Source organism: Pantoea sp. sgz302252 (assembly GCF_042610525.1).
In the GTDB taxonomy this organism is placed as follows: domain Bacteria; phylum Pseudomonadota; class Gammaproteobacteria; order Enterobacterales; family Enterobacteriaceae; genus Erwinia.
Window position 1 is genome coordinate 19724 of the sequence record NZ_JBHDVM010000017.1, and the last position, 16043, is coordinate 35766.

The 16043-nt window shown below is 56.4% G+C and carries 14 protein-coding genes; 6 read left to right on the forward strand and 8 right to left on the reverse strand.

Translation table 11 applies throughout. From position 1 onward, the window contains the following. Positions 1–119 precede the first annotated feature (119 nt). Positions 120–383 carry a 30S ribosomal protein S20 gene (gene rpsT, locus ACETPC_RS21835; RefSeq protein WP_380184569.1) on the forward strand — a complete coding sequence of 88 codons (264 nt, stop codon included), beginning with the start codon at positions 120–122 and terminating at the stop codon, positions 381–383. Between the two features lie 125 nt (positions 384–508). Here rpsT and nhaA read toward each other — a convergent pair whose 3' ends face one another. Further along, entirely contained in the window at positions 509–1669 is a 1161-nt protein-coding gene (nhaA, locus tag ACETPC_RS21840; protein ID WP_380184570.1) for a Na+/H+ antiporter NhaA, read from the reverse strand. A 207-nt stretch (positions 1670–1876) separates the two neighbouring features. Here nhaA and ACETPC_RS21845 point away from each other — a divergent pair, with 207 nt between their 5' ends. Then, positions 1877–2773 (forward strand): Rpn family recombination-promoting nuclease/putative transposase, encoded by an 897-nt coding sequence (locus tag ACETPC_RS21845; protein WP_380184571.1) that lies wholly within the window; start codon positions 1877–1879, stop codon positions 2771–2773. A 64-nt stretch (positions 2774–2837) separates the two neighbouring features. Here ACETPC_RS21845 and dnaJ read toward each other — a convergent pair whose 3' ends face one another. Both dnaJ and dnaK read right to left on the reverse strand, forming a co-directional pair. Continuing rightward, positions 2838–3974 (reverse strand): molecular chaperone DnaJ, encoded by a 1137-nt coding sequence (gene dnaJ / locus ACETPC_RS21850; RefSeq protein ID WP_380184572.1) that lies wholly within the window; start codon positions 3972–3974, stop codon positions 2838–2840. Between the two features lie 105 nt (positions 3975–4079). Then, positions 4080–5993 (reverse strand): molecular chaperone DnaK, encoded by a 1914-nt coding sequence (gene dnaK / locus ACETPC_RS21855; RefSeq protein WP_380184573.1) that lies wholly within the window; start codon positions 5991–5993, stop codon positions 4080–4082. Between the two features lie 304 nt (positions 5994–6297). On the opposite strand from dnaK, the gene satP reads away from it, so the two are divergent. Beyond that, positions 6298–6870 (forward strand): acetate uptake transporter, encoded by a 573-nt coding sequence (satP, locus tag ACETPC_RS21860; protein WP_380184574.1) that lies wholly within the window; start codon positions 6298–6300, stop codon positions 6868–6870. Between the two features lie 28 nt (positions 6871–6898). Here the strand turns inward: satP and ACETPC_RS21865 are convergent, their stop codons facing one another. The 3 genes from ACETPC_RS21865 to tal all read right to left on the reverse strand — a co-directional run bounded on the left by ACETPC_RS21865 (position 6899) and on the right by tal (position 9957). Beyond that, entirely contained in the window at positions 6899–8200 is a 1302-nt protein-coding gene (locus ACETPC_RS21865; protein ID WP_380184575.1) for an MFS transporter, read from the reverse strand. 95 nt (positions 8201–8295) lie between these two features. Continuing rightward, positions 8296–8883 (reverse strand): molybdopterin adenylyltransferase, encoded by a 588-nt coding sequence (mog, locus tag ACETPC_RS21870; RefSeq protein ID WP_380184576.1) that lies wholly within the window; start codon positions 8881–8883, stop codon positions 8296–8298. Positions 8884–9003: 120 nt separating this feature from the next. Then, the gene (gene tal, locus ACETPC_RS21875) at positions 9004–9957 is read right to left on the reverse strand and encodes a transaldolase (protein ID WP_380184577.1); all 954 of its coding nucleotides are present in this window, start codon (positions 9955–9957) and stop codon (positions 9004–9006) included. Positions 9958–10195: 238 nt separating this feature from the next. Between tal and yaaA the strand changes: the two genes are divergently transcribed. The 3 genes from yaaA (at position 10196) to ACETPC_RS21890 (ending at position 13776) form a co-directional block, all read left to right on the forward strand. Next, entirely contained in the window at positions 10196–10972 is a 777-nt protein-coding gene (yaaA, locus tag ACETPC_RS21880) for a peroxide stress protein YaaA (RefSeq protein WP_380184578.1), read from the forward strand. A gap of 132 nt (positions 10973–11104) precedes the next feature. Continuing rightward, complete coding sequence (locus tag ACETPC_RS21885; RefSeq protein ID WP_380184579.1) at positions 11105–12103, forward strand: type III secretion system chaperone; 999 nt, start codon at positions 11105–11107, stop codon at positions 12101–12103. Further along, on the forward strand, positions 12100–13776 hold the full coding sequence (locus ACETPC_RS21890) for a hypothetical protein (RefSeq protein WP_380184580.1): 1677 nt from the start codon (positions 12100–12102) through the stop codon (positions 13774–13776). Before ACETPC_RS21885 ends, ACETPC_RS21890 begins: the two co-directional genes overlap by 4 nt. A 45-nt stretch (positions 13777–13821) precedes the next feature. On the opposite strand, the gene thrC is transcribed toward ACETPC_RS21890, so the two are convergent. Together thrC and thrB are read right to left on the reverse strand one after the other, a co-directional pair. After that, positions 13822–15108 carry a threonine synthase gene (thrC, locus tag ACETPC_RS21895; RefSeq protein WP_380184581.1) on the reverse strand — a complete coding sequence of 429 codons (1287 nt, stop codon included), beginning with the start codon at positions 15106–15108 and terminating at the stop codon, positions 13822–13824. Positions 15109–15111: 3 nt separating this feature from the next. Next, positions 15112–16041, reverse strand: coding sequence for a homoserine kinase (thrB, locus tag ACETPC_RS21900; RefSeq protein WP_380184582.1), 930 nt, complete (start codon positions 16039–16041; stop codon positions 15112–15114). Positions 16042–16043 lie beyond the last annotated feature (2 nt).

Here is a 16043-nt window from a genome sequence, read left to right on the forward strand (position 1 = left end):
AACCAGGCGTCGTTGTTTCAGCGGCGCTTATTTGCACAAATCCATTGACAACCACGGGCTAAAGAGGCATATTCCTCGGCCTTTGAATTGTCCTCATAGAACTATTTGGGAGTTGGACCTTGGCTAATATCAAATCAGCTAAGAAACGCGCCGTAACGTCTGAGAAGCGTCGTAAGCACAACGCTAGCCGTCGTTCAATGATGCGTACTTTTATCAAGAAAGTATACGCGGCTATCGCTACTGGCGATAAAGCAGCTGCGCAGGCGGCATTTAACGAAATGCAGCCAATCGTGGACCGTCAGGCAGCTAAAGGCCTGATCCACAAAAACAAAGCGGCACGTCATAAAGCAAACCTGACTGCTCAGATAAACAAACTGGCTTAATCGCCTGTCTGTTTATCAGCTTTGATAAAGAAACCTGCCCAGGCAGGTTTTTTTATGCCTGCCGTTTGGATAAACCTGGCGTTTTTCAGGTTCCCGGACACAGCGCTCCGGGAACCTCGTTTGCGCTAGCGCAGCTTGATACGCAGCAGCGTATAGCCCACAATCGCAGAAACAATCGAACCGGTAAGAATGCCCAGCTTCGCCAGCGTCACCATTTCTTCATGCTGCGCGTCAAAAGCCAGCGAAGCGATGAAAATCGACATGGTAAAGCCAATGCCGCACAGGACGCCAATTGCCGAAATATCCTGCATACGCGTGCTTTCCGGCAGTGCTGCGATGCGCAGCTTGACGGCCAGCCAGCAGATTAACGTAATGCCCAGCGGCTTGCCGACAAACAGCCCCAGAATAATGCCCAGCGGCACCGCAGAGAGTAGACCTTCCGGCGAAACGCCGCTCAGCGAAACGCCCGCATTAGCAAAAGCGAACAGCGGCAGGATCAGCCAGCTTACCCAGGGCGCAAGGCCGTGAGCCAGATGGATCGCTGGCGAATGACCGTTCTGCTTCTCCAGCGGCACAAAAAAGCCAACGATAACGCCTGCCAGCGTGGCATGCACGCCTGACTTCAACACTGCGACCCACAACACCATGCCAACCAGCATGTAGATAGCGATATTGCGTACGCCCAGCCTGTTCAGCAAAGCCAGCACCACGATCGCACCAGCAGCGACGCCCAGCGAAGCCAGCGACAAATCCTGCGTATAGAAAAAAGCGATAATCAGGATAGCGCCGAGATCGTCAATCACCGCCAGCGCCATCAGAAACATTTTCAACGCTGGCGGCACGCGACTGCCCAGCAGCGCCAGAATACCCAATGCAAAAGCAATATCCGTTGCGGTAGGAATAGCCCAGCCGTGGATAGCCAGTGGATCGTTATGGTTTAGCAGGGCAAAAATCGCGCCTGGTGCGATCATCCCACCGATTGCCGCAATCAGCGGGAACATGGCGCGCTCACGCGTGGCCAGCGACCCCGAAACCAGCTCGTGTTTAACTTCCAGCCCGATCATCAGGAAAAACAGCGCCATCAGGGCATCGTTGATCCACAGCAGCAGATCTTTACTGATATCCAGTGGCCCAAAACGGAACTCGACTGGCGTGGCGAGAATAGCCTGGTAGGTTTGTTGAGTGCTGGCATTATTAGCCAGAAACATGGCGATAGCGGCGGCGATAATCAGTACTACGCCGCCGGTTGCTTCATTATTCAATAGACGCTTAAGCGCGGATTTCATCGGAGTCTTTCCTGCTACAGAGATGATTATGCGGCCTGACAGCATACGCGCTTACGGCGATGAGAAAAACGATTTACGGCCGTTTCACGGGCAAAAAGTAGCCGCCGGACAATTCTTTACGAGACGCGCCGCAGAGTGGCAATCCTGATTTTAGTCCGCCTGACGTTCTGTGGCAGAGTGGCGGCATTACTTTCTGATTCAGGAACGATGATGAAACCCATGACCCCAGTGCCCCACGACGGGCTCTTTAAAGCTTTTCTGACCGATCCCGCTACCGCGCGAGATTTTCTGACTTTCCATTTGCCCGCACGGCTGCTGGAAACTTGTGATCTTTCTACGCTACAACTTGAGTCAGGTAGCTTTATCGAAGAGGACCTGAGCACTTATTTTGCCGATGTACTCTATTCGCTGCAGACGAGCAGCGGCACGGGCTATATCTATACGCTGATTGAACATCAAAGTAGTCCGGATAAGCATATGGCTTTTCGCCTGATGCGCTACGCTGTTGCCGTTATGCAGCGGCATCTCAAAGCAGGCCATGAAGAATTGCCGCTGGTTATCCCTCTTTTGTTCTGTCACGGACGCGCCAGTCCCTGGCCTTACACTACCGACTGGACAGCGCTGTTTGCCGAACCAGAGCTTGCCCGTCAGCTCTATAGCAGCAGCTTTCCCCTGATAGATACGGGCGCGCTGGACGATGATGAAATCATGCAGCACCGGAAAATGGCAATGCTGGAGCTACTACTAAAACATGCACACACTCGCGATCTGGCGGAGCTGAGCAAAAGACTGGTGGCCTTGTTGTTTGACGGTTACACTACAGGCGAGCAATTAGTAACCTTAATGAACTGGATGGTACAGACCGGCTCAGCAATTAAACCGGAACAGCTTCTGCAGGATCTCGCCAATTGCTCATCATCACAGGAGGAAGTGTTAATGACTATTGCCGAATACCTTGAACAAAAAGGTCGTACGCAAGGCGAGCACGAGGCCACGCTGAAAATTGCCCGCGCCTTGTTACAAAACGGCATCGACTCAGCCACGGTGTTAAAAACTACCGGCCTGTCGGAACAGGAGCTTGTCGAGCTGCAGCAGGCCAGCTGAGCCTCGAACGGTGCCCGTAACGTAAAAAGGCAGCCTTACGGCTGCCTTTTCAGTAAGAAGCGAGTTAACGGGTTAAATCGTCAAAAAACTTCTTCACGCCGTCGAAAAAGCTTTTCGACCGCGGGCTGTTTTTCTCCCCGCCCGCGCCGCCAAAGCTCTCTTCCAGCTCGCGCAGCAGGTTTTTCTGCTTCTCGCTCAGGCTTACCGGCGTCTCTACCACTACGCGACACAGCAGGTCGCCCTGCGCGCCGCCGCGTACGGACTTAACGCCCTTGCCGCGCATACGGAACAGCTTGCCGGTCTGCGTCTCTGCAGGCACCTTCAGCTTGACGCGGCCGTCCAGCGTTGGCACTTCGATTTCGCCGCCCAGCGCCGCCATGGCGAAGTTGATGGGCACTTCGCAATAAAGGTTGTTCTCTTCGCGCTCAAAGATTGGGTGTTTGCGCACCTGCACCTGAACGTAAAGATCGCCCGCTGGCGCACCGTGCTCGCCCGCCTCGCCTTCACCGGAAAGACGGATGCGGTCACCGGTGTCCACGCCCGCCGGAATTTTAACCGACAGGGTTTTTGAACGCTCTACACGGCCATGTCCGTGACAGGCGTTGCAGGGATCTTTAATCACGGAACCGCGGCCGTGACAGGTCGGACACGCCTGCTGCACGGTGAAAAAGCCCTGACGCATCTGTACCTGGCCCTGGCCGTGACAGGTTGGACAGGTTTGCGGCTGCGTACCCGCCTTGGCACCGCTGCCGTGGCAGACATCGCACTCTTCCAGCGTCGGGATGCGGATCTCTTTGGACACGCCGCGGACGGCTTCTTCAAGCGTCAGCTCCATGTTGTAGCGCAAATCGGCACCGCGAGCGGCACGCTGCTGACGGCGTCCTCCGCCGAAGATATCGCCGAACACGTCGCCAAAGATATCGCTGAAGTCCGCGCCGCCGCCGCCGAAACCGCCGCCGCCGCCCATGCCGCCCTGTTCAAAAGCTGCGTGGCCGTACTGATCGTAAGCCGCTCGCTTCTGCGCGTCGGTCAGGATTTCGTAGGCTTCCTTGACCTCTTTAAATTTGGCTTCTGATTCTTTATCGCCCGGATTGCGATCGGGGTGATGCTTCATCGCCAGACGTTTATAAGCCTTTTTGATTTCGCGCTCGTCCGCCGATCGCGAAACGCCCAAAATCTCGTAGTAGTCTTGCTTCGCCATTATGGTGATCCTGCCCTCAACATGCGTGAACGGGCGTGGAGAAAACTCCGACGCCCGTAGGTTTCACTGGGGGCCTTGCGGCCCGCCGTGCCCGCTCAAGGGCGATTATTTTTTGTCTTTAACTTCTTCGAACTCAGCGTCAACCACGTCGTCGTCTTTCTTCGCGGAAGCGTCTGCCGCATCAGCTGCGCCGCCAGCGGCCTGCTGCTGCTGAGCGAACTCCATCAGCTTGCTGGAGACTTCCATCAGCGCCTGCATTTTCGCTTCGATTTCCGCTTTGTCTTCGCCTTTCAGCGCGGTGTTCAAATCGGTCAGGGCCGCTTCGATTGGCGCCTTGTCGTCCGCAGGCAGTTTGTCGCCCGCTTCGTCCAGCTGCTTACGGGTGCTGTGCGACAGATGATCGGCCTGGTTGCGGATCTGCACCAGCTCTTCGAACTTACGGTCGGCTTCGGCGTTAGCCTCTGCATCGCGAACCATTTTTTCGATTTCGTCGTCGTTCAGGCCAGAAGACGCCTTGATGGTAATCTTCTGCTCTTTACCGCTGTTCTTATCTTTAGCGGAAACGTGCAGAATACCGTCCGCATCGATATCGAAGGTCACTTCGATCTGCGGCATACCGCGCGGTGCTGCCTGAATACCATCCAGGTTGAACTGGCCCAGCGATTTGTTATCCGCCGCACGCTTACGCTCACCCTGCACCACGTGAATGGTTACTGCAGACTGGTTGTCTTCTGCGGTAGAGAACACCTGGCTGTGCTTGGTCGGGATAGTGGTGTTCTTCGCGATCAGCGAAGTCATCACGCCGCCCATGGTTTCGATACCCAGCGACAGCGGGGTTACGTCCAGCAGCAGTACGTCTTTTACGTCGCCTGCCAGCACGCCGCCCTGTACCGCTGCGCCTACCGCTACCGCTTCGTCCGGGTTCACATCTTTACGCGGCTCTTTGCCAAAGAACTCGGCCACTTTCGCCTGCACCATTGGCATACGAGTCTGACCGCCGACCAGGATCACGTCGTTGATATCGGAGACGGACAGGCCTGCGTCCTGCAGAGCAACTTTCAGCGGCTCGATAGAACGGGTCACCAGATCTTCTACCAGCGATTCCAGCTTCGCACGGGTCACTTTGATGTTCAGGTGCTTAGGACCAGTAGCATCAGCAGTGATGTACGGCAGGTTTACGTCAGTCTGCTGCGCGGAAGAAAGCTCGATTTTCGCTTTTTCTGCCGCTTCTTTCAGACGCTGCATCGCCAGCGGATCGTTGTGCAGATCGATGCCCTGATCTTTCTTAAATTCTGCGACCAGATAGTTGATCATACGGCTGTCGAAGTCTTCGCCGCCCAGGTGGGTGTCACCGTTGGTCGCCAGAACTTCAAAGGTTTTTTCGCCGTCAACTTCGTCGATTTCGATAATAGAGATATCGAAAGTACCGCCGCCCAGGTCATAAACCGCGATAGTACGGTTGCCCTGGCCTTTGTCCATACCGTAAGCCAACGCGGCTGCGGTGGGTTCGTTGATGATACGTTTTACGTCCAGACCTGCGATACGGCCGGCATCTTTGGTCGCCTGACGCTGCGCATCGTTAAAGTAGGCTGGTACGGTGATGACCGCTTCTGTTACCGGCTCGCCCAGGTAATCTTCTGCCGTCTTTTTCATTTTCTTCAGCACTTCCGCAGAAACCTGCGGCGGTGCCATTTTCTGGCCTTTCACGTCCAGCCATGCGTCGCCGTTGTCGGCGCCGACGATCTGGTAAGGCATGATTTTAATGTCGCGCTGCACTTCTTCGTCCTGGAAGCGACGGCCAATCAGGCGCTTGATCGCAAACAGGGTATTCTGTGGGTTCGTCACCGCCTGGCGTTTAGCAGGCTGACCCACCAAGGTTTCACCATCCTGGGTATAAGCGATGATGGATGGCGTGGTGCGATCGCCTTCCGCATTCTCCAGTACACGCGCTTTGCCGCCATCCATAATGGCGACACAAGAGTTAGTTGTACCTAAGTCAATACCAATAATCTTGCCCATCTAAACGTCTCCCACTTAAATTCGTTTCAAATCAGGTTATGCACACTTAATGCGGGCGGTTTCTGCCGTTTCAACTCCCGGCCCCGCGCTTTTTTTCGCTACACAGCCTTGGATGCCAAATAAGATGGGGCCTGCGCGCCTGGCATCAAGGGGCAGGGGCAAAAAAATTTCGTTTTTATCCTTCTTCAGATCAATGTTCCTCTGCCTGCGGCTCTTTATGATGCCGCGCGCTTTGCAGGAAAGCGGCGGTTAACCGCCCTGCTCGCACGTTTTTATTTTAATTTTTCGTTATAGCAGAGGACTTATGCATAACAATAAACTGGCGAATCCGGGCCCGCTGGGCCTGATGGGGTTTGGGATGACCACCATCCTGCTGAATCTACATAATGCAGGATTTTTTCCACTGGCCTCCGTGGTGCTGAGTATGGGCATCTTTTTCGGCGGCCTGGCGCAGATTCTGGCAGGCCTGCTGGAGTATAAAAAAGGAAATACGTTCGGCCTGACTGCCTTTACCGCCTACGGCTGCTTCTGGCTAAGCCTGGTCGGCGTCCTGCTGCTGCCGCAAATGGGCCTGGCGATGCCGACCGATGCGGTTTTCCTGGGCATCTGGCTGGCGCTGTGGGGCATTTTTACGCTGTTTATGTTCTTCGGCACGCTCAAAGCCAGCCGGGCGCTGCAATTTGTTTTTGCCAGCCTGACGGTGCTGTTCGCACTATTAGCTATCGGTAATATTACCGGCAACGAGGCTGTTCTGGCCTTTGCCGGTTTTGAGGGTATTATCTGCGGCGCCAGCGCTATCTACCTGGCTATGGCGGAAGTGATTAATGAGCAGCTTGGCCGTACGGCGCTGCCCACGGGCGAGCCCGCAAAAGCCTAAAAGTTAGCCCCGAAGCCGGGGCTATTTTTCAGCGAATGCTAATCTGGCTTAACAATGGCCGTTTGCCGCTGCGCAGCAGCCAGCCACCAAGCACGCAGCCCATCGCGGCCAGGCTCAGCACATACCAGAGCGGTGCCATCGGTGTCAGCTTCATAATAAAAGTAACCGAAATCGGCGTCAGGCCGCCGAAGATGGCGTAGGCGACGTTGTAGGAAAAAGAGATGCCGGTAAAACGCACTTCCGCCGGAAAAGCTTTCACCATAATAAAAGGCGTTACGCCTACCACACCCACGCTGAGCCCGGCCAGCGCATAAGCGGCATAAAGGTAGTGCGGCGCGGTGGCGGCAGCATTGAAAAAGCAGGCGCAGCCGCCCGCCAGCAACAGGCTGCCTGCCATTAATGTCTTGCCTGCGCCAAAACGATCCGCCGCTAATCCCGCTATAACGCAGCCAATTAGTAGCATCACTGTTGCCAGGCTATTGGCCTGCAAGGTCTGCGCTGCTGGCAGCCCGTAGGTTTTTTGCAGCAGCGCGGGCGCCATTAAAATCACCACCACAATGCAGGCTGAAAGCAGCCAGGTCAGTAGCATAGAGACGGCTACGCCCTGACGGTGCGCCATAACGACAGTCTTCAGCGGCAGCTCTTGCGCCAGCGCTTTGCGCGTCTGCATTTCGGTAAAGACCGGTGTTTCATGCAGCCAGCGCCGCAAATAAAGTGCAATCAGGCCGAATATGCCGCCCAGAAAGAAAGGAATGCGCCAGCCAAACTGCGCGATGCTGTGAGCTGAAAGCGTGGTGGTGATAAAGGTGGCGACCAGCGAGCCCAACAGAATACCCGCCGTCAGCCCGGCGGTCAGCGTGCCGCAGGCGAAACCGATACGTTTTTCCGGTACGTGTTCGGCCACAAAAACCCAGGCGCCAGGCACTTCGCCGCCGATGGCCGCGCCCTGTAGGATACGCAGCAGCAATAGCAGAACAGGCGCTGCAATGCCCCATGAGGCGTAGGTCGGCAGCAGCCCCATCGCCAGCGTCGGCAGCGCCATCAGCAGGATGCTCAGGCTGAACATTTTTTTACGCCCTTTGCTGTCGCCAAAGTGCGCCATGATAATGCCGCCAAGCGGACGCGCCAGATAGCCCGCTGCAAAAATAGCGAAAGTCTGCGCCTGGCGCAGCCAGTCGGGAATATCAGCCGGAAAGAAAAGCTCGCCGATTACCGCAGCGAAGAAAACAAAGATGATAAAATCGTAAAACTCCAGCGCGCCGCCCAGCGCGGCCAGAGATAAAGTTTTGTAGTCCTGTCGGGTTAACCGACGCGTATTGTTATCGTGCATAGCGATCGCATAGCCAGAAGTAGGTCTGCATGACTATACCGTTCATTTTCCGCTATGCCAGCGACGCTGAATTTTATGCCTGAATCTGCCTGACTTTAGCCGTTTGTTTCGCGCCTGGCGCTTTTCGGGCGAAATGCTGCTACCACCTTTTCATGCGTCTCTACATAAGGGCCGTCCAACAGCTGAATACAATAAGGCACGCTGGCGAAAATGCCGTGCACTTTGGTTTTGCCCTCGCTGTCTTTCAGGCCTTCCAGCGTCTCTTTAATCGATTTTGGCTGTCCCGGCAAATTGATTACCAGCGACTGTTTGCGGATCACGCCGACCTGGCGCGAAAGGATTGCGGTCGGTACAAAGTTAAGGCTGATCTGGCGCATCTGCTCGCCAAAGCCTGGCATTTCACGGTCAGCTATAGCCAGCGTCGCATCGGGCGTTACGTCGCGACGCGCCGGGCCGGTGCCGCCAGTGGTCAACACCAGATGACAGAACATCTCGTCCACCAGCTCGCAAATGGCGTGCTCAATCATCGGCTGTTCATCCGGCACCAGCCGTTTTTCAACGGTAAAAGGCGTTGCCAGCGCCTGAGAGAGCCAGGCTTCCAGCGCGGGCAATCCCTCATCCTGATAAATGCCGTTGGCGGCGCGATCCGAAACGGAGATCAGTCCTATGCGTAAAGTATTCATGGTGTTATCACTGTGATGCCGCCGCAGCAGGGCGTGGCTTTAAAAGGGGAATAGAGAAAGGATAAACATTGCCGTGCCTGAAGTACAGAACGCGGCCGGAGAACCGGCCGCGCGCGAGAATTACAGCAGTTCGGCCAGCATTTTATCGAGCTTAGCCTGATCCAGCGCGAAGTTGCGAATGCCCTGCGCCAGCTTATCTACCGCCATTGGATCCTGGTTGTGCTCCCACAGGAATTCAGCTTCGGTCATTTTGGCCGGACGCGCTTTTACTTCGCCAGTGTAAGAGAGTTTGCGCTCCAGCGTGCCTTCGCTCTCTGCCAGCTCTTTCAGCAGTGCCGGAGAAATCGTCAGGCGATCGCAGCCCGCCAGCTCGATGATCTCGCCAACGTTACGGAAGCTGGCGCCCATCACTACGGTTTCGTAACCGTGCTGCTTGTAATACTGGTAAATTTCGGAAACGGAGATTACGCCCGGATCTTCATGTGCCGCGTACTCTTTTTTGTCGGTATTGGCTTTGTACCAGTCCAGAATACGACCCACGAACGGCGAAATCAGGTAAACGCCCGCTTCGGCGCAGGCGCGAGCCTGAGCAAAAGAGAACAGCAGCGTCAGGTTACAGTTGATGCCTTCTTTTTCGAGCTGCTCGGCAGCGCGGATGCCCTGCCAGGTAGAAGCCAGCTTGATCAGGATGCGATCGTTGCTGATACCGGCATCGTTGTAGAGCTTGATCAGCGCGCGTGCTTTATTGATGCTGCCTTCGGTATCATAAGAGAGACGCGCATCGACTTCTGTTGAGATACGGCCAGGCACCAGCTTCAGGATTTCCAGACCGATTTTCACGTTCAGCATATCGGCCGCGTACTGGATCTGCTCTTCTTTCTTGCTGCTCTGCTCGCGCGCCCAGACCACTGCTTCATCGATCAGCTTACGGTATTCCGGGATCTGGGCGGCGTTCAGGATCAGTGAAGGGTTGGTGGTGGCGTCTTGCGGCTGGTACAGCTTCATCGCTGCGATATCGCCGGTATCGGCGACAACGGTGGTGAGCTGGCGCAGGGAAGTCAGTTTATCCGTCATGGTTGTCATTCTCTCAGAAGAGTTATCGGGTTCTTGAAACTGTCTGCCACGGATAATATCACGCGAGACCGGCCATGCAAGGTAAGCTTGCGGCAAGGCCACTGAGTGCTAAATCGTGCCGTTTTTTAGCAGGTTTGTCCGGGCCGATAGCAGCGATTTGTTATGCAAGCACGCTTTTTTGCTACACTGCTCCCGCTTTTTTCCGCCTTCAGACGGCGTTTTACATAAGGATTCTGCAATGTTGATGGTGATCTCCCCGGCCAAGACGCTGGATTTTGCAAGCCCGCTGGCGACCGAGCGCTTTACGCAACCTGCGCTGCTGGATGACGCCAGAGCCTTAATCGAAGTAGCGCGCGAGCTGACGCCTGCGCAGATCGGCTCGCTAATGAGCATCAGCGATAAGCTGGCCGATTTAAACGCGGGCCGCTTTCAGAACTGGCAAACGCCTTTTACGCCGGATAATGCGCGCCAGGCGATCCTGGCCTTTAAAGGCGATGTCTATACCGGCCTTGCCGCAGAAACGCTGCAGGAAGAGGATTTCGCTTTCGCCCAGCAGCATCTGCGCATGCTTTCCGGGCTTTACGGCCTGCTGCGACCGCTGGATTTAATGCAGCCTTACCGTCTGGAGATGGGCACGAAGCTGGCTAATCCTGCCGGTAAAGATCTCTATGCCTTCTGGGGCGATAAGCTGACCGAAGCATTGAATGCGGCGCTGGCGGATCAGGGCGACGACGTGCTGATCAATCTGGCTTCCGATGAATATTTTAAAGCGGTAAAACCAGCAAAAATTCAGGGCCGCATTGTTAAGCCGGTGTTTCTGGATGAGAAAAACGGCAAGTTCAAAATCATCAGCTTCTATGCCAAAAAGGCGCGCGGCCTGATGAGCCGCTATATCATTGAGAAACGCTTAACTCAGCCAGAACAGCTAAAAGCCTTTGACGTTGACGGCTACTTCTTTGCCGCCGACGAAAGCAGCGAGCGCGAACTGGTGTTTAAACGCCGCGAAATCGCCTGACCCCGCTGGCGGCCTCTGGCTGGCCGCCTGTTTCCTCTCCAGCCATAGCTTTTTGTTATAAAACCCGCAGTAACAGAACCATGACTCCCGCCACACCACTCAAGGCCTGTCTCAATCAGCCGCGAGGTAAGTATGGATCGGCAAACACTTCTAAAAACCGTGGCGGAACGGGCCTGGCAGGCCTCGCATCCGTCAGCAGAATCGCCTGTAACGCCCACGCTGCAAAACCCGCTGCCGGTAGCCTCACATGCCTGGCTACGGGCGGCGGCGGCGCAATTTGATGCAGACGAACCAGCACAACAGCAATTCGCCGAAACGGGTCTGCTGCAACTCGACGCGTTACATGTAGTCGTGATCTGTCAGAGCGAAGAACCTGTGCCGCTGTGGCTGGCTGTAGGCTATCTGCGAACGCCGCAGGCCATTCATCCTGAAACCTGGCAACAGCTCTTGTTGCGCGCCAACGGCATCGCTATGGCGATGAACGGCATTAGTCTCTCGCTGGATGAGCAAGGCACCACGCTACTGACCCGGCGGCTGGCTTTCGACGCAATCGATAACGCCGTGGCGTTGGCGGAGATAATGAACGATCTCGACGCGCTGGCTGCCAGCCTGATCGATCTACTATTTTCACCTGGCCAACCCGATGCCACGCAGGAAGCCAGTGAAGAGCCTTCGCCGCCCGATTGGGTCGCTGGCTGGCAACAGCAAACGGCACTGAAAATCGACGCGCTGGCGGAAAAAGCACTGGCCGCTCAGTGGCACTATCCGCTGATGCAGCAGACCATCACCGCGCTACAGTTGCCCGCGGCACAATACAGTTTGAACGGTTGCCTTTGTTCACTGCGTTTCCCCGAACGCGATATTGCTGTGACTGCCGACGGCAATGGCCGCCATCTTTTCCTGGCTACACCGCTCGATTTAAATCCTGATTCAGCCAGGCAGTTTTTGCTCGCCAATGGCGATTTACAGCTGCTGACGCACTGCTCGCTGGGTTTATACGATGAGCAGGTCAGCCTGCTTTCGCGCTGGGATTCGTTCGGTCTGGACGGCATTGATTTCGCCGAATGGCTGGCAAATTTTATGACGCTGACCCAGGCATTCAATAACGACAACCAGCGAGGCACTTTATGAGCGATCCAATTCAGCGCGCGCCCGTGCGTCAGCAAATGACGGTGCAGAACAGCCGGGGCGATATCGAAAGCGGCCCACTGCCCGATGCAAATCCGGCACGTGCAGCCAGAGTCAGCCATAACGCCGGTCAATTTTTTTCCGGCATGGCCGACGGCGCAAAATCAGGCTTAAAAAGCGCTTCCGGCGGACTGCAAACCTTGGGCAATACAACCTGGAATGGCCTGAAAACCGGCGGCAGCTATGCTGGCGATAAGCTGAACGTGGCTGGCAAAGCGGGCTGGCAGGGCACAAAATATGTCGGCAACAAAAGCTGGCAGGGCGCGAAAGTCGTCGGAAAAGCGGGCTGGGATGAAACCAAACACTCCGCCGTCACGTTGGGGAAATTCGCCTCTGCGCCGCTGCAAAACAAGGCATGGGGTGCGCTGGGCGGGCATGCGCTGCAGCAGATGATCACCTGCGGCCTGCCGACGCTGATGCGCGAAGAAGCTTTTATCGAAGCCTATAACATGATGTTACCGCACCTGGCAGAGAAACATCCGGCGGCAGCCGTTGGCTTACAGGTCGCCGCCTCCCTGGTCAATATCGCCGCCCATAGCCGTGTCAGGGAACCGCGCCTGGCCCGCGATCCGCTACAGAATGACGTCGCCGTGCGTGGCCAGTTCGGCCTGAGCCCCAGTCAGGGTGCTGTTATGAAGCGCGATAAACCTCAGGAGTGGCAAAGCCTGGTAGACCAGCACCAGAGTGATTCAAAGCGTGTGAGTGGACAGCAGGTTATGGCCGAGCTACTGAACGTCGGCATGTCGGCAGCAGGCGCGCTAACCGGCAATTCGGGTTTAACGGCTCGCGTGCTCAGCACCCAGCTACGCAACGTGCTCTACGCCGTTTCTCGCGAGTCTTTGCAGGCTACCGGAAGCATGGTCGCCTCACGCGACGGCAAAGCCAGCCACGGCGTCAGCGATGGCGATATGAGCACCAATGGCGCCTGGTACACGCTGAATACGCTGGCGATGGGCATGCTGCAGGATGCCCTGATCCAAAAAGCGCTGCCGCAGGGCTATACCGTTTCCGGGCCGGAAATTCGCGATGCCTCCGGCCAGCGGCTTAGCGGCAAAGAGCTGCACCAGATGGGCGCGCTGGTGTCGGGGATCCGCGCCGCCTGCAATACCGTGATTGAAACGGGCGATGCGTTTCTCGGCAAACACTACGACGCCAAACGCGCAGGCGACTCGCAAAAATTCTCGCCTTCGTTGCCGATGAAGGATTACGGCCGCCTGCTGGATCACTCCATTGCCCGACTAAGCTGGAATAACTTCGCCAACGGCAGCACCCTGGCCGCACAGCAGGTGCTGAACGCAGCGACCAAAGGCAACATCTCGCCGCTGCTCTCCAGTTTGTTAAACAACGCTGGCACCGCGGCCGCTTTTGGCCTGACTTACAAGATGGTGAATCAGATCTATCAGGCACACAGCAAAGTACGCGGCGCGGTGGCCGCTGCCACAAACGGGCCAGCGAATATTACCGCAGCGGGGCAACCCAATCCGGCGGCAGCCATACAGGGACAGCAGGCTATCACCGCGCCGCCCGCGCCAGCACAGCAAGCCGCAACTACGCAAAGCCAGCAGCCTTCAGGGTCACAGCAGGCAACGAATAATGCCGGAGGCGCTTCCGGGTAACAGCGGGGAGAAAATACGGCCCTTAAGGAATAAGGGCCGGCAGCATTATTTATAGAGCAGGAATTCGCGCAGCTCGGCAAAATCGGCTGCCATTTTGTGCGACAGCAACGGCAGTTCCGCCCGATCCGCCAGCTCTTTCGGCAACGGTAGCTGCTGGCCCAGAATTTCTTCTACGCTCTCTTTGAACTTGGCAGGATGCGCCGTGCCCAGGAACAGGCCGAATTCGCCTTCCTGCAGCTGATCGCGCAGCAGACGGTAAGCGATGGCGGCGTGCGGCTCGGAGATATAGCCCAGATCCGCCAGCTCGCGCATAGTGGCGCGGGTGGTTTCATCATCGACTGCGCCGAAGCCCAGGTCGGTCAGACGCCAGGTTTTGCGGCGGAACAGCTCCTCAACGCGCGGCCAGTTGTTCGGCTGGCTGACGTCCATGGCGTTAGACAACGTGGATACCGTGGCCGCTGGCAGCCACTCGCCGCCTTTCAGGAAGCGCGGTACGGTATCGTTGGCGTTGGTCGCAGCGATAAAACGTTTTACCGGCAGGCCCAGCGATTTTGCCAGCAGGCCAGCGGTCAGATCGCCAAAGTTACCGCTTGGTACGGAAACCACCAGCTGGTTGCGCTTCTCCTGCGGTAGCTGCGCTACCGCTTCGAAGTAGTAGCAGATCTGTGCCAGCAGGCGGCTGATATTGATCGAGTTGGCCGAGTTCAGGCCAATAGCTTTTTTCAACAGCTCGTCGTCGAAAGCCTGCTTAACCAGCGACTGGCAGGTATCGAAATCGCCGTCGATAGCGATGGTCTGGATATTGCCGCCCAGCGTGCAGAAAAGTTTTTCCTGTAGCGGGCTGATTTTGCCTTGCGGGTAGAGGATCACGACGCGCACGTTCTCCATACCGTAAAACGCATGGGCTACGGCGGCGCCTGTATCGCCGGAAGTGGCGGTCAGAATGGTAATTTTCTCATCTGCGCCGCTGACGTAAGAGAGCATCTGCGCCATAAAGCGGCCGCCGAAGTCTTTAAAAGCCAGCGTCGGCCCGTGAAACAGCTCCAGTGAGGAGATGTCATCGGTAACCTTAGCTACCGGTGCCGGAAACGCAAAAGCGTTTTTTACGCGCTCGTGCAGATGGTGCGCGTCGATTTCATCGCCGATAAAAGCGGAGAGAATTTTGCTGCTGCGGCTGACGAAATCCATCTCCAGCATGGCGTCGATATCGGTCAGCTCAAACTCCGGCAGCTCCAGCGGAAAAAACAGCCCCTGCTGTTTACCCAGGCCCTGTTTAACCGCCTGCGAAAAGCTGACCTGCTCGTTGTGATCTTTCAGATTATAAAGTTTCATGCGTTATCCCAGTTTACGTGCGCCAGCCGTGTCTAAGCGGCAAATATGGACGAAGCCTTCTTCGTTTTGCAGGTAATGCTGACGGAGCCAGTCCGCCATGCGCTGCGCCGTGCCTGCCTGATTGCAGACGGCGAACAGCGTCGGCCCGGAGCCGGAAATACCGCACGCCAGCGCGCCGATATCCTGCGCAGCCCGGCGCGCCTCGGCAAAGCCCGGCAGCAGTTTGGTACGATAGGGTTCCGCCACCACGTCGCGCATCAGTTTTGCCGCCAGCTCCGGCTGCTGCGTGTGGCAGGCGTGAATAAAGCCGCCCAGATAGCGGCCATGTTTAACGATATCCTCTTTACGATATTGCGCAGGCAGGATCGCTCTTGCCTCAGCGGTAGAGACTTTGATCCCCGGATAGGCCATCACCCATAGCCAGTCGTCAAAGCCTGGCACCGACTGGCTGATGATGCCGTTTTCTTCCAGCATCAGCTGAAGACCGCCGAGAAAACAGGGCGCTACGTTATCAAAGTGGACGCTGCCGGAAACCCGGCCTTCCAGCTCGCCCATCAGCGCCAGCAGCTCATTATCGCTTAACGGCCTGTCGCAATATTCATTCATCGCCATCAGCCCGGCTACCACCGAACAGGCGCTTGAGCCCAGCCCGGAGCCGATCGGCATATTTTTTTCCAGCGTAATGGCGACCGGCACGCGTTTGCCAATCGCTTCGCAGAAACGATCCCAGCACTGCCAGACAATATTTTCCTGCGGATCGGCAGGCAGTTTGCTGACAAAGCGCCCCTCGTTGCGCAGGCTAAATTCGCTGGCCGCCTCCACCGTTACGCAGTCGCCCAATAGTGAACCATCTACGGGCGACACTGCCGCGCCCAGCACGTCAAAGCCCACGCTGACATTGCCGATTGAGGCAGGGGCATAGATCTTAACCATGT